General features: G+C 39.3%; 20 protein-coding genes and 1 pseudogene. 13 read left to right on the top strand and 8 right to left on the bottom strand.

Annotated elements, in window-relative coordinates; translation table 11 throughout:
• Window positions 1–258: 258 nt before the first annotated feature.
• On the top strand, window positions 259–1,416 hold the full coding sequence (locus CD126_RS00210) for an MFS transporter (protein WP_103369861.1): 1,158 nt from the start codon (window positions 259–261) through the stop codon (window positions 1,414–1,416).
• 71 nt (window positions 1,417–1,487) lie between these two features.
• Here the strand turns inward: CD126_RS00210 and CD126_RS00205 are convergent, their stop codons facing one another.
• Entirely contained in the window at window positions 1,488–2,171 is a 684-nt protein-coding gene (locus CD126_RS00205) for a DUF1129 family protein (RefSeq protein WP_049408086.1), read from the bottom strand.
• 225 nt (window positions 2,172–2,396) lie between these two features.
• Here CD126_RS00205 and CD126_RS00200 point away from each other — a divergent pair, with 225 nt between their 5' ends.
• From CD126_RS00200 to CD126_RS00180, 5 genes are all read left to right on the top strand, one after another.
• Window positions 2,397–2,729, top strand: a complete 333-nt coding sequence (locus CD126_RS00200) for an SA0632 family lipoprotein (protein WP_049408087.1) — start codon at window positions 2,397–2,399, stop codon at window positions 2,727–2,729.
• Window positions 2,730–3,035: 306 nt separating this feature from the next.
• Window positions 3,036–3,332 carry a hypothetical protein gene (locus tag CD126_RS00195; protein ID WP_002472533.1) on the top strand — a complete coding sequence of 99 codons (297 nt, stop codon included), beginning with the start codon at window positions 3,036–3,038 and terminating at the stop codon, window positions 3,330–3,332.
• A gap of 201 nt (window positions 3,333–3,533) precedes the next feature.
• Window positions 3,534–4,082, top strand: a complete 549-nt coding sequence (locus CD126_RS00190) for a GNAT family N-acetyltransferase (RefSeq protein ID WP_049408089.1) — start codon at window positions 3,534–3,536, stop codon at window positions 4,080–4,082.
• Between the two features lie 155 nt (window positions 4,083–4,237).
• Entirely contained in the window at window positions 4,238–5,488 is a 1,251-nt protein-coding gene (locus CD126_RS00185; RefSeq protein WP_049408091.1) for an aminoacyltransferase, read from the top strand.
• A 108-nt stretch (window positions 5,489–5,596) separates the two neighbouring features.
• Entirely contained in the window at window positions 5,597–5,995 is a 399-nt protein-coding gene (locus tag CD126_RS00180; protein WP_049408095.1) for a hypothetical protein, read from the top strand.
• A 209-nt stretch (window positions 5,996–6,204) separates the two neighbouring features.
• Here the strand turns inward: CD126_RS00180 and CD126_RS00175 are convergent, their stop codons facing one another.
• From CD126_RS00175 to CD126_RS00160, 4 genes are all read right to left on the bottom strand, one after another.
• On the bottom strand, window positions 6,205–6,771 hold the full coding sequence (locus CD126_RS00175) for an LOG family protein (RefSeq protein ID WP_049408096.1): 567 nt from the start codon (window positions 6,769–6,771) through the stop codon (window positions 6,205–6,207).
• Window positions 6,772–6,783: 12 nt separating this feature from the next.
• Window positions 6,784–7,239 (bottom strand): YaiI/YqxD family protein, encoded by a 456-nt coding sequence (locus CD126_RS00170; protein WP_103369860.1) that lies wholly within the window; start codon window positions 7,237–7,239, stop codon window positions 6,784–6,786.
• Window position 7,240: 1 nt separating this feature from the next.
• Complete coding sequence (locus CD126_RS00165; RefSeq protein ID WP_002472512.1) at window positions 7,241–7,840, bottom strand: hypothetical protein; 600 nt, start codon at window positions 7,838–7,840, stop codon at window positions 7,241–7,243.
• Between the two features lie 205 nt (window positions 7,841–8,045).
• Complete coding sequence (locus CD126_RS00160) at window positions 8,046–8,921, bottom strand: undecaprenyl-diphosphate phosphatase (RefSeq protein ID WP_049408101.1); 876 nt, start codon at window positions 8,919–8,921, stop codon at window positions 8,046–8,048.
• A gap of 161 nt (window positions 8,922–9,082) precedes the next feature.
• Between CD126_RS00160 and CD126_RS00155 the strand changes: the two genes are divergently transcribed.
• Both CD126_RS00155 and cydC read left to right on the top strand, forming a co-directional pair.
• The gene (locus tag CD126_RS00155; RefSeq protein ID WP_082143060.1) at window positions 9,083–10,735 is read left to right on the top strand and encodes an ABC transporter ATP-binding protein/permease; all 1,653 of its coding nucleotides are present in this window, start codon (window positions 9,083–9,085) and stop codon (window positions 10,733–10,735) included.
• A complete protein-coding gene (gene cydC, locus CD126_RS00150) occupies window positions 10,725–12,383 on the top strand; it encodes a thiol reductant ABC exporter subunit CydC (RefSeq protein ID WP_232620110.1) in 1,659 nt (552 codons plus the stop codon). Before CD126_RS00155 ends, cydC begins: the two co-directional genes overlap by 11 nt.
• Before the next feature lie 135 nt (window positions 12,384–12,518).
• On the opposite strand, the gene mgrA is transcribed toward cydC, so the two are convergent.
• Window positions 12,519–12,959 (bottom strand): global transcriptional regulator MgrA, encoded by a 441-nt coding sequence (mgrA, locus tag CD126_RS00145; RefSeq protein ID WP_002472550.1) that lies wholly within the window; start codon window positions 12,957–12,959, stop codon window positions 12,519–12,521.
• Window positions 12,960–13,212: 253 nt separating this feature from the next.
• Between mgrA and CD126_RS00140 the strand changes: the two genes are divergently transcribed.
• On the top strand, window positions 13,213–14,145 hold the full coding sequence (locus tag CD126_RS00140) for a CobW family GTP-binding protein (protein WP_049408106.1): 933 nt from the start codon (window positions 13,213–13,215) through the stop codon (window positions 14,143–14,145).
• Between the two features lie 73 nt (window positions 14,146–14,218).
• Window positions 14,219–14,536: a hypothetical protein gene (locus CD126_RS00135; RefSeq protein ID WP_002471804.1), complete on the top strand. Its 318-nt coding sequence runs from the start codon at window positions 14,219–14,221 to the stop codon at window positions 14,534–14,536.
• A 66-nt stretch (window positions 14,537–14,602) separates the two neighbouring features.
• Here CD126_RS00135 and CD126_RS00130 read toward each other — a convergent pair whose 3' ends face one another.
• The gene (locus tag CD126_RS00130) at window positions 14,603–14,872 is read right to left on the bottom strand and encodes a hypothetical protein (protein ID WP_198465100.1); all 270 of its coding nucleotides are present in this window, start codon (window positions 14,870–14,872) and stop codon (window positions 14,603–14,605) included.
• Window position 14,873: 1 nt separating this feature from the next.
• A complete protein-coding gene (locus CD126_RS00125) occupies window positions 14,874–15,488 on the bottom strand; it encodes a DUF1361 domain-containing protein (protein WP_049408151.1) in 615 nt (204 codons plus the stop codon).
• Between the two features lie 344 nt (window positions 15,489–15,832).
• Here CD126_RS00125 and norA point away from each other — a divergent pair.
• The 3 genes and pseudogenes from norA (at window position 15,833) to ybaK (ending at window position 18,399) form a co-directional block, all read left to right on the top strand.
• Window positions 15,833–16,988, top strand: a pseudogene (norA, locus tag CD126_RS00120) (multidrug efflux MFS transporter NorA).
• Between the two features lie 166 nt (window positions 16,989–17,154).
• On the top strand, window positions 17,155–17,850 hold the full coding sequence (locus tag CD126_RS00115; RefSeq protein ID WP_049408112.1) for a hypothetical protein: 696 nt from the start codon (window positions 17,155–17,157) through the stop codon (window positions 17,848–17,850).
• Window positions 17,851–17,913: 63 nt separating this feature from the next.
• Window positions 17,914–18,399, top strand: coding sequence for a Cys-tRNA(Pro) deacylase (ybaK, locus tag CD126_RS00110; protein ID WP_049408114.1), 486 nt, complete (start codon window positions 17,914–17,916; stop codon window positions 18,397–18,399).
• Window positions 18,400–18,691 lie beyond the last annotated feature (292 nt).

The raw sequence follows: 18,691 nt of genomic DNA, 5'->3' as shown, positions 1-18,691 counted from the left end.
GGTATGCTTGAAGAGCGTGCGCTGGTCGTTTTTTTATTTTTAGTGTGCAAGCTTTCTAGGCTAAGGTGGCTACGCTCAACTGAATTTACTAGTAGGGATATTAGTGGAAATTAGAATTGAGTGCGTTTTCATAAGAAAAAGTTAAGTAAAGGGGTTGAGGTAAGGACTTCATTTTTAGTATAATCGCTCTCGTGTAATTTTATTACAAAATTTGTGATATATAATGTCATCGATAATAAATAAGAGGGAGGGCTAGAAATGAAGTACCCTGTAGCAATTTGGATGTTAGCCATTGGCGCGTTTGCGATTGGAATGACAGAATTCGTCATCATGGGGTTACTCCCTAATGTGGCGCGCGATTTGAATGTCTCAGTCAGTGACGCAGGACAGCTGATTACCGGTTATGCGTTGGGTGTAGCAATCGGCGGTCCCATTCTCGTCATGTTAACAATTAAATGGAACCGTAAATATTTGTTGCTGACGTTGATGGGAATATTCATAGTTGGTAATGTTGCTGCGGCTTTGAGTCCTAACTACGCCTTTATGCTAACAAGCCGTATCATCACGTCATTAGCACATGGCTCATTCTTCGGCATTGGCTCTATTCTTGCCGCAAGCATGGTGAGACCTGAGAAACGTGCAAGTGCCATGGCATTGATGTTTATGGGGCTCAGTCTGAGTAACATCTTAGGCGTGCCATTCGGTACACTCATCGGTCAGAATCTTGGATGGCAAATGACCTTTGTCGTCATCGCTATACTTGGTTTCATCGCTTTATTAGGTATCGTCTTCTTCGTACCAATGACGCGTGAAGAAGTGAAGTCATCTATGTTGAAAGAACTTCGTATTCTGAAAGAGAAAGAAATGTGGCTCACATTAGGCATTACACTCTTTGGCTTCAGTAGTGTCTTTGCTTATTTCACGTATATTTCTTCGATATTGACGGATGTCACTGAAATACCTGAGCACTTCATTTCTGGTATGCTCATCATCTTTGGCGTAGGTGTGACTCTTGGAAATATCTTCGGAGGTAAGCTCGCGGATTGGAACTTGAACCGTGCCTTGCAACTCATCTTTATCACATTCATCATTTACTTCATTGCGCTTTACTTTATTCAGATGAGTGCCGTGGCGATGGTCGTAGGTATCTTCCTATTTGGCTTTATCGGTTTCAGTATGAGCCCTTCCTTGCAGTTTAAAAGTACTTTGGTGTCTCAAGACGCACCTACTTTAGCGAGCACGCTGAACCAATCAGCATTTAACCTTGGAAATGCACTCGGGGCCTTTATCGGAGGCGTCGTTGTTGAAAGTTTACCTATACAATATTTAAGTTTCATTGCACCACTACTCACATTAATCGGTTTAATTCTTCTATTAGTTAATATGTATATAAATAGGAAAGAACGAGTAGCGTAATAAAAAAAGGTTATCCTTTTCCTCAGAGGACATTAATCAACTCTGGGTAGAGGGATAACCTTATTTCTATATTATAACGACGTATTCGCATCTTTATTTACAAAGTGATGATCAATATATAATGAAATTGGAACTAACGCAATCGATATGAGAATAAAGGTCCAATTGCCTACTCGAATATAGGGACCGAATGCTAAAAATGATTGCGGGATAAAAATAACATAGAATAACGAAATCATTAGACACAAAATAATGATATACGCCAATATCCACGACCAATGTGATTTAGAAAAGCACTGCATCTGTATCGTTTTAAACAACATCCAAATAAAAAGAAAGATGATAACAATACCTACTACAATCGTAATAGGGAAAGTATATAAATAAATCCGTGAAGTTCGAATAAAGAACCCAATAAACCCTTTAAGAAAGCAGAACAAACCTAATAACAATATGAAATGTTGAATAATATATTTACATATATTGATAAAGGTTTCGTTAGGTAACGCTTTGATCTCTTTGCGCGCGTGCGCCTTAGGGTCATGGTCAAAGAAATCCATCGCATGTGTGCCTTTGTCTTCGGCCACGAGTAAGCGTTTGAGTATGCGGTTCAGCATCTTCTCAGAGTCATGTGAGTTCACCCGTAATTCTGCTCGAACGTACGCCATGTAGTTCTCAAAGATTTCTCGGTCGGTATTGTTTAGCCTCAGCGCTTTAACGTTGTTCTCGCGTGTGAGTTTATCGGTAGATTTCATTGTCGTCAGCAGTCCTTTGTATTAATAAATTCGTATTATGACATATTATGACGAAGTATTTTAAATAAATCAATTCTTATTTCTATATGAGATTAAGTTGTGAAGTTGGAAGGAATGTCTCTCTTTACTTTTATCTGTAAAACGACGACGATTTAAGTTGATCCATGAACTTCGTGATCTGAAATGGTAGAATAAATATGAAATATTGAGTAAAGGAGTCCATTTATGAAGAAATGGTTAGTATTGATTCTCGCCGCAACGCTGACACTGTCTGCTTGTGGTAAAAGTAACGAAAAAGCGTCGTTACAAAAAGATTCAGAGAAACTTGAAAAAGAGAATAAATCATTGAAAAAAGAAAAGAAAAAGCTTGAAGAGGAAAATGATAAGCTTAAAGATAAGGAAAAAGATCTTCAAAATGATGTGAACGGCTCTAATTCTGAGAGTGACAGCGATGAAGGTGATAAAGAGGAAGATAAGGATGCGGACAGTGACGACAAAGATAGTCCAACTGCCTCTGAAAGTGACGAAGATAGCGATTCGAATTCCTCAAAAGACTAGGGATGCACAGGATGAACGCTACTAATGTCAGTCTCATTTTGCGAAGTCAAACCGTTCGCTGTATAATATATGAAGTGCAAGCGAGAGCGTTAAGCGCTAAACCCTGAATCCTGAATTAGCAACGCCTGATTTGAACTTCTCGTGTAGACGTTTAACTATTTTAAAAAAAGGGTATTAAAAAGGATAATTATAGGAAAGCTATCAAATAATAGAATTAAAAATGGTGAAGATAAACAACGTTGGTGCGCACGCCACTACAAAAAAGTGCTGAGATGATGGGTAATCAGAGTAAGGAGATGAATCGAAATGCATGAACAAGAATTCAGTTTATTAGAAGGTCGATCAATTACTTTACCAGAATTAGGTAGAGAACTTGAAAATATTACAGGACGTGAAATTGTAGATTCAACTGGCGAAATCAAACGCGTCATTGCGCATTTACCTAATTTCGAATCTGATACAGATACGTTTGTAGCTACATATCACTTGAATAACCAAAGTGATTTCATTGATGCGACGTTTACGGCACCTAAATCAGAACGTAAACGCTTGAAGGAAGTACCTGTACACGTGGAACTCATTAGCTATATCACGAAATCATAATGACACCTGTCGCGCATGATAGCGATGAGACTACACATCAATAGGGAATGTCATAGCATGAAATGTAGTTGAATTTGATGAGATTTCCAACAACTATAAATAGAACAGTCTGTGGGATGTTAGACGAGGAAACGCATGAAACAACGTCATTAACATCCCTTTTCATTTACTGTATAGCAGAGATGGATCAGAGGTGTGAATATGACTATTTATATAGAAACTGACCGTTTAATATTGAGGGATTGGAACGAGAAAGATTTACTGCCCTTTCAAAGAATGAACGCGAATAAGCAAGTGAGACGTTACTTTCCTGATTTGTTGAGTTATCGTAAATCTGAAGTGGATATGCGACTCATGAATGATATTATTCATAAACATCAACTTGGATTGTTTGCCGTTGAATTAAAGGAAACGAACGAGTGGTTAGGCTTTATCGGTTTGAATTATTTGCCGAAAGAAAGTAAGTATCGGTTTAAAGAGCTACCATTTTACGAAATAGGTTGGCGGCTGATTCCTGAAGTTTGGGGGAACGGCCTAGCGACTGAAGGAGCTGAAGCGGTGTTAGCGTATGCCCAGGAGCAGGGTATCACTGAAGTTTATGCATTGACGGCGGAAGGAAATGCGAGTTCGCGTAAAGTGATGGATAAGATAGGGATGTCGCACTACGACGACTTTGAATATCCTAATTTGGGAAAATACCATCCGTTAAAACGCCACGTCAGATACTATAAAGATTTAACGTCCTCTTAAGTGGTGGGTGTTAGTGCAGAATGGCTAGCCTACCATTGTTAAGCTGTGTACAATATGACGAATATATTAAAAGAATGTTACAATAAGCTGTAAGTTTCTTAACATTGTAAAGTAAGTAGAAATAAGAGATGTCATGATTATAAAGGAGTTACGCTATGTATTTTACTCAACTTACAACTAAAGAATTTCAAGAATTTGTCGATCACCATTTTTCGCATTATACTCAAAGCGCAGCGCATTATGAATATCGAGCTGAACACTTTCAAGATGCCTATTTATTAGGTGTGAAAGATGACAGTGAGAGCGTGTTAGCTGCTTGTTTATTAACGAAAGCACGTTCTTTCAAATTCTTTAACTATTTCTATACGCATCGTGGACCAGTGATGGATTATAACAACATTGAACTGGTGAACTTTTTCTTTAAAAATCTGGCAGACTATCTTAAAAAAGAAAATTGCCTTTATGTCCTAGTAGATCCATATCTATTAGAAAGTGTGCGCAATGCAGATGGTGAAATTCTCGAACGCTATCATAATGAGCATTTTAAAAAAGAACTCGAACAGCTCGGCTATAAACATCAAGGTTATACGACAGGTTATTCAGATATGAGTCAAATTCGCTGGCTTTCCGTGCTCGACCTCAAAGGTAAGAATGGTAAAGAAGTACTGAATGAGATGGACTATCAAACACGTCGTAATATTAAAAAGACGTATGAAATGGGCGTAGAAGTTAAAGATCTGTCTATAGAGGAAACGCCTAAGTTCTATCGTTTGTTCCATATGGCTGAAGAAAAGCATGGCTTTAAATTCAGAGATGAAGCGTACTTTGAATACATGCAGAAAGTCTATGGTGACAATGCTTCATTAAAATTAGCTTATGTAGATTTAGACAAATATTTGACGACTTTACGCGAGAAACATGATGATTTAGAGCAACAGATTGCGGAAGTTAACACAGCTTTAGAAGAGAGTCCAAATTCTAAGAAACAGAAGAACAAGCATAATCAGCTTACTCAGCAACTTAATGGTAACCAACGCAAGATTGCTGAAACAGAAGAAATGATTCAAACAGATGGTAAAGAATTAGATTTAGCCGCAGCCCTTTACATTCACAACGAGCACGAAGTGTATTACTTATCGAGCGGTTCCAATCCGAAATACAACCGTTACATGGGCGCCTATCGTTTACAATGGGAAATGACCAAGTTCGCATTAGAGAACGGTATTGAACGCTACAATTTCTATGGTATCACGGGTGACTTCAGTGAGGATGCTGAAGACGCCGGCGTTCAACAGTTCAAGAAAGGCTTTAATGCGCATGTCGAAGAGTACATCGGTGACTTTATTAAACCGATTAAGCCATTCTGGTATGCAGTTTCTTCATTACTAGGTAAAATTAGACATTAAAATAGTTAAAACAAGCTCTATGACACGCGTTGTGTAGGTGTGTTATAGGGCTTTTTTTGTTATAGAGGAAAATAAAGCGTACCCATGTAGAAATAGAAGATTGGTGGGATGCTCACTGAGACAGCTCTGAAGTATTTAGATGATTCAAATGCCTTAGCTGTGGCGAACCACTTGAAGAAGGAGTTGAATACAGATTTAGATAATTTAATCGACTTATATAACCATACCATCGGCGAATATGATTATATCTGGAATAACGGGCTTGAAGATGCTAAAGATTTAGGGAGTCAATTGGATGAAGATGAAATTCTAGAAGCGTTACAGATAGGGGGCGTAACGAAAAAGATTGTGTTGACTGACCATAAAGAGAAACTTGATGATAAGAAATCAAAGGTAAAAAAAGTGAAAGCGCATCATCAAGATTATATTAAGCGCCTCAGTGAGGCTGTGGATACCATTTTAGCTCATGACCAAACGTTAGCGAGCCAGGTAGGTCTTGTTAATTAAATAGGGAGGTAGATCCTGTAAATTAAATGCGTTAGTGTGAGTCACCATTAAAATCTCCGAAATTTAAATCTCTTTAATCCAATACAAAATCACGCCAGTCGACGAGGTTCAAACTCATTATCGATCCGACTGGCGCTTTTATATTCAAACGAAACGCTAATTTCACACGCGCAATAACCACGCATTTTACCTAAAGCTACCAACAACTCTTAATCGTACGTACGCACACCGAGTGGTTGATAGTTCTCAAGCGTTTCGAGCAATGCTTCTTTCGTATCGCACAGAGGTGCGAGATTCTTGTATTTAGCATCAATAAAGCCTTCTGAAATCATTCCATCGAGCATATTTTGAAGCGGTTCAAAGAAACCGTTGATATTGAAGACAGCAATCGGTTTCTGATGGATACCAATTTGAGACCAACTGTACATTTCAAAGAATTCCTCGAGAGAACCTGCTCCACCTGGTGCCATGATAAAGGCATCTGCAAGTTCAGTCATCTTATTCTTACGTTCGTGCATGGAATCGACGAGCACGAGTTCGCTCACTTTCTGACTTGTAATCTCTTTCTCATCTAACATCTTAGGCATGACACCAATCGCGTGGCCGCCTGCATCGAGTACGCCGTCTTGTATCGCACCCATAATGCCCACAGAACCAGCGCCAAAGACGAGCTCGTAACCTTGTTCGGCCATATATTTACCAAGTTGGTACGCTTCTTTGACATAAATTTCATTTCGACCTTTGCTTGCGCCGCAATAGACTGCAATTCGTTTCACAATTGTTTCCTCCTATCTTGTATCCTGTTCAATCAATCGTTGTAACACTCGTTCAAATTGACGTCGCTGCTCTGCACTGAACTTTGAAGGACCTTTCGTACGGACACCACTACGACGTAATTGTGCAGATTGATGTCGTTGATCTAATAGTTGTTGAATATTTTTACTATTATATAGCTTACCATTATGGTGACGAACTTGATAGACTTTGTCGAGAAGTAAGCTAGCCAATCCATAGTCCTGCGTGATCACTAAATCAGTGGGACGACTGATGGCAAGAAGCTTGTAGTCTACAGCATCTGGACCGTCGTCTACGTATGTGACTTCGACATGTTCCGGATAATTATTCAGCGAGAAATGGCTATAACTGCGTAATATAAGTACGGAGATGCCTGTCCCTTCAGTATGTTCAACGATTGAATCAATGACTGGACAAGCATCTCCATCTATAAGTATGCGGTTAAACATCTTAGCGTGCACCGTTATCTTGGTTAGTAGCAGCGCGACGATCTTTCTGAGCGAGCTCTGCTTGTTCGTTCTGAACTTGTTCATGTGTGAGCTGTTTGCTTTTTTGCGTAGCAGCATCGTCAAGTTCGCTCGGTGTAAAGCCAGCTTTTTTCATGTGTTTGTCGGCTTTTTTAAGATCTTTTTGACGTTGTTTTTCGTTCTGTTTTTGTACTTTTGCTTCTTGTTTGCGACGTTTTTCAGCTTTTTTCTCTAGCTTTTTGTCGAGTTTGTGCGCCTCTTTACGGTCTTTCTTCTCTTGTTTCTTTTCTTGCTTTTCGATGTATTTCGGATCATTTTGTTTCGCGATTTGTTTCAATCTGCGTTTTTGATCATATTGATGTTTCTTTTCAACAACGTAGTCTTTAGCGTCTCCAGATTTATCAACAACTGCGTCTTTAAAGTCCACGGATTTATGCGCGACTTTCTTCGATGCACGACCTGTAGCATCGGCAGCACGTTTAACATCTGGATGTTCTTTGATACGTTTACGTTCAGTGATTAATGGCACGAGAAATACTGGTGCGACTGTCACGATTGTGCGAATAAGTTTCTGTTTATCCATATACGTTGCCTCCATATTCATCTATACTATGTTGTCTAATACCCCTTAACGTTCGGCAGTAAACTTTGGCTTACTGCACCACTTAACTTTTATTATAACACGTCTCTTCTAGAGCTAGTTGAGATAGTAAAAAAAGGATATGTTCCAGACGTAACGATGCAATCATCGGTTTAGAATGTCTGAACATATCCTTAAGTGCGTTTTATTATTCACCACTAATGCCAGTACCTAAGCCGAAACCAAAGTAAAGAATGGCGATAATCACGACTAAGATAATACGATAGATAGCGAACGGAATTAATTTGACCTTATTGATTAAATGTAAGAACGTCTTGATCGCGATTAAGCCAACGATAAATGCTGCGACAAAGCCTAGGAAATAGAAAGCAATATCTGTCGCATGAATACTACCAATGTGTTTCACAAGTGAGAGACAGCTTGCGGCTAACATGATTGGTACGGACATGATAAAGGTGAAGTCAGATGCAGATTTATGCGTCATCTTCATGTATACACCTGTAGAAATCGTTGAGCCTGAACGACTGAACCCTGGCCACATCGCTACGGCTTGAGATAGACCAATTACGAACGCTTGGAAATAGCTGATTTGGTCGACCGTTTGTGGGTTCTTGATGCGACGACTCACGATATCAGCACCGATCATGTAGAATGCGCCGATGAGTAGCCCAATCATCACTGTAGGTACACTGAATAGATATTCTTCAATCAAATCGTCAAAGAGCACGCCAAGTATACCTGCCGGAATCATACCAATCAAGATATGAAACAAGTTTAGTCGTTTCGGTTTAGAGCGGAAGCCGTCCACAGGTTCGTTCTTATATTTGCCGATATGTAACATTTCGAAATAACGTTCGCGGAAGACCCACGCTGCTGCGAATACTGAGCCGAGTTGAATCACTACTTTAAAGGTAAAAGCAGATTCAGGTCCGAGAAATTCTTTCGATTTCAAGAGAATATCATCTACGAGAATCATGTGCCCAGTAGAAGATATAGGGGCGAACTCAGTTAGACCTTCAACGATACCGAGTATAATCCCTTTAATCAATTCAATGATGATCATAATTTACCTACTTTCATATTCATTAATATTATCTTTGTTTCAATTCATTATCATAGCACATGAATTTTAAATTTTGCTACTAATTCTATTAATTCAGTCTAAAGTTCCAGTAAGCGAATTGATTTATATTTCAACGTGAAGATTTATAATTGATGGAGGTGATGAATGTGAAACGACTCATGCAATATGCATTTCAATATAAATGGTTTCTGTTGTTATTAGGATTGATGAGTATTGGTGTGGCAAGTGCTGTCATCGCACAGAATATAGCAATTGGTAAAGTGCTCCATCGTATTCTCATGCATGGTGAAGCGCCACATTTCACGGTGTGGGCGATTCTATTAGTAAGTTTATTGTTACGCGCACTATTCACTAGCGCCAATGACATGGCAGGTAATCACTTAGCCGGACGTGTGCAGTATCGGCTCAGAAATGCTATGTTAAATCGACGACTCACCCAACCGATAGGCGCTCAACTCGCATCGTTAACGCAAAGCATCAATGATATCGCTCCATTCTTCAATAATTATCTGCCTCAAGTGTTTAAATCGATGCTCGTGCCAGCTTTTATTATCGTAACGATGTGTGTGATTCATCTTAACACTGCCTTGATCATGTTAGTGACAGCACCTTTCATTCCTCTATTCTATATCGTTTTTGGTTTAAAAACGCGAGACGAAGCGAAAGACAAGATGACGTATCTTAATCATTTTAGTCAACGGTTCTTAAACAAAGTCCAGGGGCTTGTCACACTCAGACTCTTTAGAAAGACGGAAGATTCCATCGCCTCAATAGATCAAGAAAGTACGCGCTTTAGAACGCTGACGATGCAAATCTTGAAAAGTGCCTTTCTTTCCGGATTAATGTTGGAATTTATCAGTATGCTAGGGATTGGGATTGTCGCTTTGGAAGTAGGATTAGGGCTCATCTTATTCCATAATATTTCTTTCGAAACGGCAGTCATCGCACTTCTCTTTGCGCCTGAGTTCTATAACGCGATTAAAGATCTTGGTCAGTCTTTCCATACTGGTAAACAAAGTGAGGGATCAGCTGATGTGGTCTTTGATATGTTGGATGAAACGGAAGATACGCAACGGACGGCAGCTTATGATACGACGCAGACACCGCTCGTTCGTCTGAATGATGTCAGCTTTCGATATGATGCCCAGCAACCTCAAGTGTTGCAACACATTAACTTAGATATACATCAAGGTGAACATCTGGCATTAGTTGGGCCTAGTGGTGTAGGTAAAACGACACTCGCACAATTAATTGCCCAGTCTCTAAGACCAACGCATGGCACCGTAACGTATGCTTCTTCTCAGTTACAAATAGGGATGTTAAGTCAATCTCCATATTTATTTAATGCAACGATACGTGAGAATGTGACGATGTTCCAGACGTACACGGATACTCAAGTTTGGCAAGGATTAGAAGAAGTAGGGCTTAAGCATAAGGTTGCACACTTGCAACACGGTATAGATACGCCGATAGGTGAAGGCGGAGAAATGTTGTCAGGCGGTGAAATGCGCCGTTTGGAACTATCTCGTGTCTTATTGTTACGGCCTGATTTAATTATTCTAGACGAACCTACGACGGGACTTGATATTGAAACTGAACAGCTGATTCAAGAGGCAATTGACAAACATTTTACCACTACGGCTATGATTGTGATTGCTCATCGTGCCTCTACGTTAAATCACGTTCAGCAACACATTGTTCTGCGCGACGGTGGTATTCATTACAGTGATGCGCGTCGTCGGTCCGAACCGAAGTATGTGAGTGGAAGAGGTGAAGCCACAAATGAAGATTAGACCGGATAGAGATCTGATTCTTTCAATATTAGTAGGTATAATTGGTAGTTTAGTTGCACTTGGCATGTTCTTTCTCAGTGGCTATATGGTGACAGAAAGTGCATTAGGTGCACCGCTCTTTGCGTTAATGGTCTTGGTTGTTTCAGTTAAAATGTTTGGCTTTCTCAGAGCGATTGCACGTTACATTGAGCGACTTCTTTCCCATCGGACAACGTTTACGATGTTGCGTGACGTTCGCGTTCAAATGTATCGCGGTCTCGTTCCCGTCGTTCCAGATGTCTATCGTCGCTTTCGCTCAAGTGATTTACTCGCACGTATCGTTAATCGCGTGGAGTCCTTACAGAATGTTTATTTAAGAGTATACTATCCACCCATTGTCATTGGCATCACCGCTATCATTACGTTGGTAACAATGATCTTCTTTTCATACGTTCACGCGTTAATCATCTTGGTAAGCATGGGTATTTCTTTAGGTGTGCTACCGTGGTTGAGTGCGAAGAAAGCACGGCGTTATATGCAACAAGTAGCGCAAGATGAATCGCAATTTTTAGGTCGCTTTTACGATTACAAAGTAGGATATTCAGAGCTTTCTCGTTTTAACCAACAAGCGACTTATCAACAAATGGCGGAGGAAGATCTTAAACGCTACCAACGTTCGAGTCATAAGGAACAGCAGTTTATCGCGTTCTATGACCTTGGATTGAACCTTGTTTCAATGGTCGCGCTCTTTCTCACATTGTGGCTTGGGGTTGCTCAAGTGCAAGCAGGACACGTCAATGTCATTTATTTAACGAGTATCGTCTTGATGTTGCTCACGTTATTTGAACAAGCGGTACCGATGAGTAATGTGGCTTACTACAAAGCAGAAACGGATCGCGCTTGGCATGATATTAATGAAGTGATTGCGCATTCTACATCTCAAGAAGTGTCACATACGAGCGACGAAATCTCATCTGATGCAAGTGAAATCGAACTCCATGGTGTGAATTTCAGGTATGCGAATCAAGAAAGTCAGTTATTGCATAATGTGCATCTAAATATTAGAGCGGGCGAGCATGTGGCGTTGATAGGCCCTTCTGGTTCTGGTAAAAGTACGTTGCTACAACTTATCTTAGGTTTATATCAGAGTGAAGCGGGCCAAGTAATGATTCAAGGTGTACCAATGCATGAACTCACTGACGAAGAGAAATATACGTTGATGAGTGGGTCCCTCCAATCGCAACAATTATTTGATGGTACGTTGAGAGAGAACTTACTCAGTGACGCTGATGATACGACGTTACGTGCTGTATTAGATGTGCTAGACTTAAGTCACTTAGATTTAGATAAGCAGGTGACTTTAGAAGGGCAAACATTGTCAGGCGGAGAAAAAGTCCGTCTTGGTTTGGCGCGTTTACTCTTACGTGATTTGCCGGTGTGGGTTATCGATGAACCAACAACGGCGCTAGATCGTGCGACTGCTGATAAAGTGATGAATGTAATCCATGAACGTGCGCAGACTTTAATCGTAGCAACGCATGATCTCAATATTTTACCTCAGTTTGATAAAGTGGCAGTCGTCATCGATGGTCAAATTGTTGAGTTTGATCGTTACGAGACATTGATGTCTACTGATTCATACTTGAAACGTGTAGTTGAATTATCTTAAAAATGTAGGGATATAGTACGACTGCGTTCTTTCTTTAGATGACAAATAAAGCGGGAGATGAACCATGAGATTCATCTCCCGCTTGTACTTCACACATATACCATTGTGATATGAGTTATATATAACAATTGTCTATTATTTATCTTTTTCAGTAAAAGCAGTGATAATCTTACCGAGTAAACGGTTAAGCTCTCTAAATTCGTCTTCTGTAAGTGAAGTTGCTTCAGCTACTTCGTTACAAGCAGAATCTAATTCTGGACGAATTTGTTCACTCTTCTCTGTTAAATGAATAAACACTTCACGTTGGTCAATTTCGGAACGTTCACGTTTGATTAGGTCAACTTGTTCCATGCGTTTTAGTAGTGGTGAAACTGTACCAGTGTCCAATGCAAGTTCAGTAACAACTTTCTTAACATTGACTGGTGACTCTGACCACAATATAGTAAGAACTAAGAATTGTGGGTAAGTAAGTTTGTACTTTTTGAAGACATTGTTTGAATAGTAGCGATTAACTTGTCTTTGAGCATTGTACAAACTAAAGCAAAGTTGCTCCTTCAAATTAAGTTGTTCAGACATAAAGTTCTCCTCCAGACATTCTATCCGTAATTTTCTCTCTCTGTATTCGGATTTGAATCCGTCTTTGTTGTGTGATACAAATTTTTTAAAATACTTTTTCGCACTGCATTGCTAAAATAAAGTATGATTAAAGTGTAGAAGATATCCCTTGTTTTATCAAGTAAGAAGATAATTACTGAGATAACTACTAAAGGTCAAATAAAATATAATATTTAATTTTTACGCAAACATTCGAAAAGAAATGAGTGATAATATGAAGAAAAGAAAAAACAGAGAAGTGCGGGTTACAATTATCACCGGATTTCTAGGGAGTGGTAAAACGACCTTTCTTAATGAGTATATTAAACAATTATTAAATAATGATGAGAAATTAGCTATTATCCTTAATGAATATGGAAATTTTTACGTTGAAGATGACATAAAGCAGACTCAAACTAAGGTGTATCCAATATTGAATGGTTGTGTGTGTTGTGATTCGAGTACAGAATTGATTGATCAACTTATGGAATTAACGAAAGATCAATCTCTGACGCACATTATAATAGAAGCAACAGGAATCGCTCAGCCCCTCGATATTTACACGGCATGTCTGTTTCCAGATTTAACGGACCGCTTAGCTGTGCCTACCATTATCGGGATGGCGGATGCACAAGGAGTACTGACTATGGATGAGTATTCACAGGATATGTCTCGCTTAATGAGTGATCAACTTGCTGCGAGTCATTTTATCATTATTAATAAGACAGATTTAGTTGAGGATGACTATTTAAAGCACATCGATCATCTGTTGTCTTACAGTAACACCTTTGCACCACGCGTGTATACTTCCTATGGGCAGGTGGATCTCGCTCAAATTGAACCTGTGGAACATCCCGAGGGCACGGCGATTGAATCTTACAAGACATCTCATCTCGGTATCAACAGCTTGGTTTATACCTTTACGGGGCCTGTACATCGGAAGTTGTTCTACAAATTCATCTTGAAATTGCCTTCTAACGTCTTGCGGTTAAAAGGTTATATGCGCTTTCGAGATATGCCTGATGCAACTTATTTCTTCCAATATGCGTCAGGAATACCAAGTTATGAGATAGTAGAAAGTGACATGCCATTAAAGCTCGTATTGATAGGAGAAGGCTTGGACGTCAACCGGTTAAGAAATCAGCTAGACATGTTGCAGTTTACTTGATAAGAACGTCATGAAATAGACAATCTTTAGTGCATGATTTACAGTATAATTAAGGAAAAGGAGCGGCGATGCTATGACGACTCATAATGAAGATTATTATGAAAGACAATATAAGTTTGAACGTAATTTCATTCGAATTCCATTTGTTGTATTTGCAGTAATCGTGCTGTTATTCAATATCTTTTTCGCAGATATTAATATCATGCTCGTATTATTTGGTCTTTTCTTCCTATATAATGGTGGGATTTTATTTATTGCGTTTATTAAACATTTCAAACGAGCAACGATATTAACGTTGATATTGTTTGTACTATCCTTTGCTTTGTTTGGAACGTTAATGTATCTTTACGCAGATGCGAATCATTTACTAGATAAAAAGCACGGATTGTAAGAGATAAATAGAGAATACGAAGAAAGAGCAGGACAATGGCGTGTTCATTGTCCTGCTCTTTTTGGCTCACATTTTAAAAATACAAATATATAATGCGATGAATTCGACAAAGGTGAGAAGATAGATGTACTTTAACGGCAATTTCTTCGCCTTATCAAGCTCCCAATGTGGATAACGGCGTTCGTAGTAGAAGAGCTGCATTAGGAAAAGCCCGATGCCCAGTGGAAGACAGCACAGAATGATTGCGACTCCACGACTCATGCCAACTTTGTGCCAGAGATGACCGATGAGCAATTGCAGTAAGATAATAATGATAATAAATAATAAGATATTCATATTAATTGAAGCTACGAACTCCTTTCATAAAGATGTAGAGTAAGAGTTGAAGGGTGACCATCAACAATACAAAGGCCATCGCTTTCAAGTCGACTTGAGTCACGAGTTTACGAACGATACGTAGAGGTTCGTTAATGAGATAAACGGAATGTAATCTCAAGAATCGACCGATGTAAATACCGAAACCGTTTAAGCACATCATGATCAAGATGAGTGCGCGATTGAACCAGCGATACGGAGTGAAATAACGAATTTCACGGAACATGAGTACGAGACAGTATAGCGCGAGAAAGACGCCAGCTAAGAGATAAGTGAAATACATCCATTCAGTTAAATTCAGACCAGCGTAGAAATTAAAGATAAACTGCTTGAGATGGATTAAATCTGTAATCATGTAGAACGTATTCGGCACCATAAAGATAAAGATTAAGCTAAATATGACAAATAATGGCCATTCGAAACGGTGCTGTGGTTTAAATAGTCTTAATAAGAAGCACAGTTCGAACGGTACATAAGCTAAAAATAAATTCAAAGTCATAAATTGAAAAATGTGATCAAATAAAGATAAGACAAATAATATGAGAAAGACGATTCGAGCGATATAACGTGCGCTCACAACGTCACCTACTTTCATTGAAATTCACATCTAAGCATTTCAGGTTTCGTCGGTGTTTATAATTGTTCACCACTGCGCAATGTTACGCAATCATCGTATCGTCGTAATGAAGCGCAACTACTATTAAATACTAACGCGAAACCCACGCAAGATGTGAGAATTGAAATTTAAATGATACTAGGATGTACTGCTTTATGCAACGGTTAACGGCTTATAATATGTATTGATTGTGTAGGAACGCACGGATAGTTTAAAATTATAAAATAATATGAGCGATAAGTCTTGTATCAATCATAAGTTGTTGAACATCAAAGATAACATCATTATAGGATTGGAGGATCTATATGAAGAAGCAATTTCTTATCTTATACTTTAATATATTTCTTGTCTTTCTAGGTATTGGTCTTGTGATTCCAGTTCTTCCAGTCTATTTGAAAGATTTAGGATTAAAAGGGAGCGATCTCGGTATACTTGTAGCCGTCTTCGCACTAGCCCAAATGATTATTTCACCCTTTGGAGGCACGCTCGCAGACAAGTTAGGGAAGAAACTCATCATTTGTATAGGTCTCGTCCTTTTCTCAATTTCTGAGTTTCTCTTTGCGACGAGTCACACATTCTCATTATTAATCGTTTCACGTGTGCTCGGTGGTTGGAGTGCAGGTATGATTATGCCTGGTGTAACAGGTATGATTGCGGATATTTCAAATCCGAAAGATAAAGCGAAGAACTTTGGTTATATGTCAGCCATCATTAATTCAGGTTTTATCCTAGGCCCTGGTTTAGGTGGTTTCTTGGCCGAGTTCTCTCACCGTTTGCCGTTCTACATGGCTGGGACGACAGGTGTGTTAGCACTCATTCTTTCAGTGACGTTACTTCACAACCCGAAACATCATACGCAAGCTGGTTTTACACACTATCAAACAGACGTGTTAGGCAAGATTAATTGGAAAGTGTTCGTGACACCTGTGTTAATTACGCTCATTCTCGCTTTCGGTTTATCCGCGTTCGAAACACTGTTCCCATTATACACTGCGGACAAAGCGCACTATCAGCCATTCGATATCTCGATTGCCATCACAGGCGGCGGTATACTCGGCGCTATCTTCCAAGTCTTGCTATTTGATAAGTTTATGAAGTATTTGAAAGAACTTACGTTTATTAACTATGCGTTAGTTTATTCAGGCATTATTTTGATTTCATTAACTTTCGCAAGTCACTATTGGACGATTATGATTATTAGTTTCGTCGTTTTTATCGGTTTCGATATGATTCGACCTGCGTTAACGAATTACTTTTCAAACATCGCGGGTAACCGTCAAGGCTTCGCAGGAGGTCTCAACTCAACCTTTACGAGTATGGGAAACTTTATCGGACCCGCTCGTAGCAGGTGGATTATACGACGTGAATTATAACTTTCCGCTCTACATGTCGACGTTAGTGATGGTTTTAGGTATCGGTGTGATTTTTATTGAAAAAGCCTTACGTAAGCGCAAGGTTTAAGAGAGTTTGTAGGCATGTGATATTGAAAAACGCCAGTAAAATGAGGGCGTCTGTTACCTTTATATTACCTATATTACGTTTATTTTAAATTGCAAACTATATTACAATAAATATGTTAAGTACGTGGTAAGATATAGGAAATACTAAAGGAGTACTTTCTTGGCAGATGAATGGAAAAAATATTATGTTATCGCTATTTGCCTTCGTATTGGCGAGTTGTTTGATTGGTCTCATCTATATCGCAACGAATCACCAGGCGTTATGTAAGTTGCATGAATTGATCTTTAGATGTACTGGTGAACGCGTATCTTTGGACAAGAAAGCGCATTTCAAGTTGCATCCTGAGATTCATGCGGCAACAAAACAAGTACCTCATAAGGATGTAGAGAATACTTCGATTAAGACTTCAGCAAATCAAAGTGACCTGTCTCAGCTTCCAACGTTACAACGCGCGCGTCAAGCAGCCGACACTCATTTGAAGAACGCGCATATGCAATCACGTTATCACCACTATACACTTGCACAAACTTCTAAGGGTGAGCCATACTATGAATTCACCTTTATAGATAGCAAGCGTCCTAAGAGCTATCAACGCGTAACGGTCGACCCACACTTGCACGTGCATCTCTATGATCAAATTCCGAAACGGCCAAAGGTAAACCACGTTCAAATAGATGAGCGAGAAGCGGATGTAATAGCGCGAACCACAGCACAAACTTACAATCATGATTTGGATAGATATAGGAAGAGAAGCCATGATGAGTCAGGTTGGCGTTATGTATTCGTACAACCTACAAAGCATCTGGAGTACAAAGTTAGAGTGACGCCTGATGGTCAAGCTATTGCAGAGCCTACGATTTGAATAAATACAGACAAGTTATTGCGCTTGTTTGTATTTTTTAATGACAGAAAGGAGGGGTCAGGTATGAAGCGTAAAAAGACTAATGCGATGCGCATGTTGGAGCGCGCGGACGTAGAGTTTGAAGTTAATTATTATGAAGTTGAGGATTCCCATCAAGATGGTGAAACGATTGCGCATAGTTTAGGAGAAGATCCAGAACATGTCTTTAAGACCCTTGTATTAGAGAATGCGAATCATGAGCATTACGTCTTTGTTATTCCTGTGACAGAGACACTAGACTTGAAAGCGGCTGCTAAGGCAGTACATGAGAAGAAACTGAATCTCATGCCGATGCGCGACCTGAAACAAGTGACCGGATATATAAGAGGGGGATGTTCCCCAGTAGGAATGAAACGCTTATTCCCTACTACACTAGATGAGACAGCGACGTTGTTATCTTATATCTACATTAGTGGTGGTGAGCGAGGCACACAAATTAAAGTAGCGCCACAAGATTTAATCACAGTCGTTGAAGGTCAGTATGCAGATATTACACAAAGTGTGATTTAGAAGCAGAACGTGTCGTTCGAAGATTACAATAAGAATAAACTATAGATATAAAGTCATCTCATTTAGAGAGATCTTAATTTTTGATAAAGATATTAACTCATGCTTATCGCAGTATCTATCTGTAATTGAGATAGCTGACGCTTTCTCAATTACTAGTCAGACATGTGCGGGGGGCAAGACTACGAAATCTTAGATTTCTGTCTCAATATCGTGTTGACATTGAAAGAATAAGTACGAAACTGTTAGTTCTATATATACAATTACGCAGTAGCTGACTGAATTCGAGATAGCT

Origin of the sequence: Staphylococcus pettenkoferi (assembly GCF_002902685.1) — a bacterium.
Taxonomy (GTDB): Bacteria; Bacillota; Bacilli; order Staphylococcales; family Staphylococcaceae; genus Staphylococcus; species Staphylococcus pettenkoferi.
This window is presented reverse-complemented; position numbering and strand designations above follow the sequence as displayed.

Bases quoted from the DNA above. Each gene is read 5' to 3' on its own strand.
- CD126_RS00210 (WP_103369861.1), top strand. From the start codon at position 259: ATGAAGTACCCTGTAGCAATTTGGATGTTAGCCATTGGCGCGTTTGCG.
- CD126_RS00165 (WP_002472512.1), bottom strand. From the start codon at position 7,840: ATGGATAAACAGAAACTTATTCGCACAATCGTGACAGTCGCACCAGTA.
- CD126_RS00190 (WP_049408089.1), top strand. From the start codon at position 3,534: ATGACTATTTATATAGAAACTGACCGTTTAATATTGAGGGATTGGAAC.
- CD126_RS00205 (WP_049408086.1), bottom strand. From the start codon at position 2,171: ATGAAATCTACCGATAAACTCACACGCGAGAACAACGTTAAAGCGCTG.
- ybaK (WP_049408114.1), top strand. From the start codon at position 17,914: ATGAAGCGTAAAAAGACTAATGCGATGCGCATGTTGGAGCGCGCGGAC.
- CD126_RS00185 (WP_049408091.1), top strand. From the start codon at position 4,238: ATGTATTTTACTCAACTTACAACTAAAGAATTTCAAGAATTTGTCGAT.
- CD126_RS00155 (WP_082143060.1), top strand. From the start codon at position 9,083: ATGAATGTGAAACGACTCATGCAATATGCATTTCAATATAAATGGTTT.
- CD126_RS00115 (WP_049408112.1), top strand. From the start codon at position 17,155: ATGAATGGAAAAAATATTATGTTATCGCTATTTGCCTTCGTATTGGCG.
- CD126_RS00135 (WP_002471804.1), top strand. From the start codon at position 14,219: ATGACGACTCATAATGAAGATTATTATGAAAGACAATATAAGTTTGAA.
- CD126_RS00195 (WP_002472533.1), top strand. From the start codon at position 3,036: ATGCATGAACAAGAATTCAGTTTATTAGAAGGTCGATCAATTACTTTA.
- mgrA (WP_002472550.1), bottom strand. From the start codon at position 12,959: ATGTCTGAACAACTTAATTTGAAGGAGCAACTTTGCTTTAGTTTGTAC.
- CD126_RS00170 (WP_103369860.1), bottom strand. From the start codon at position 7,239: ATGTTTAACCGCATACTTATAGATGGAGATGCTTGTCCAGTCATTGAT.
- CD126_RS00130 (WP_198465100.1), bottom strand. From the start codon at position 14,872: ATGAATATCTTATTATTTATTATCATTATTATCTTACTGCAATTGCTC.
- CD126_RS00180 (WP_049408095.1), top strand. From the start codon at position 5,597: ATGCTCACTGAGACAGCTCTGAAGTATTTAGATGATTCAAATGCCTTA.
- CD126_RS00160 (WP_049408101.1), bottom strand. From the start codon at position 8,921: ATGATCATCATTGAATTGATTAAAGGGATTATACTCGGTATCGTTGAA.
- CD126_RS00200 (WP_049408087.1), top strand. From the start codon at position 2,397: ATGAAGAAATGGTTAGTATTGATTCTCGCCGCAACGCTGACACTGTCT.
- CD126_RS00140 (WP_049408106.1), top strand. From the start codon at position 13,213: ATGAAGAAAAGAAAAAACAGAGAAGTGCGGGTTACAATTATCACCGGA.
- cydC (WP_232620110.1), top strand. From the start codon at position 10,725: ATGAAGATTAGACCGGATAGAGATCTGATTCTTTCAATATTAGTAGGT.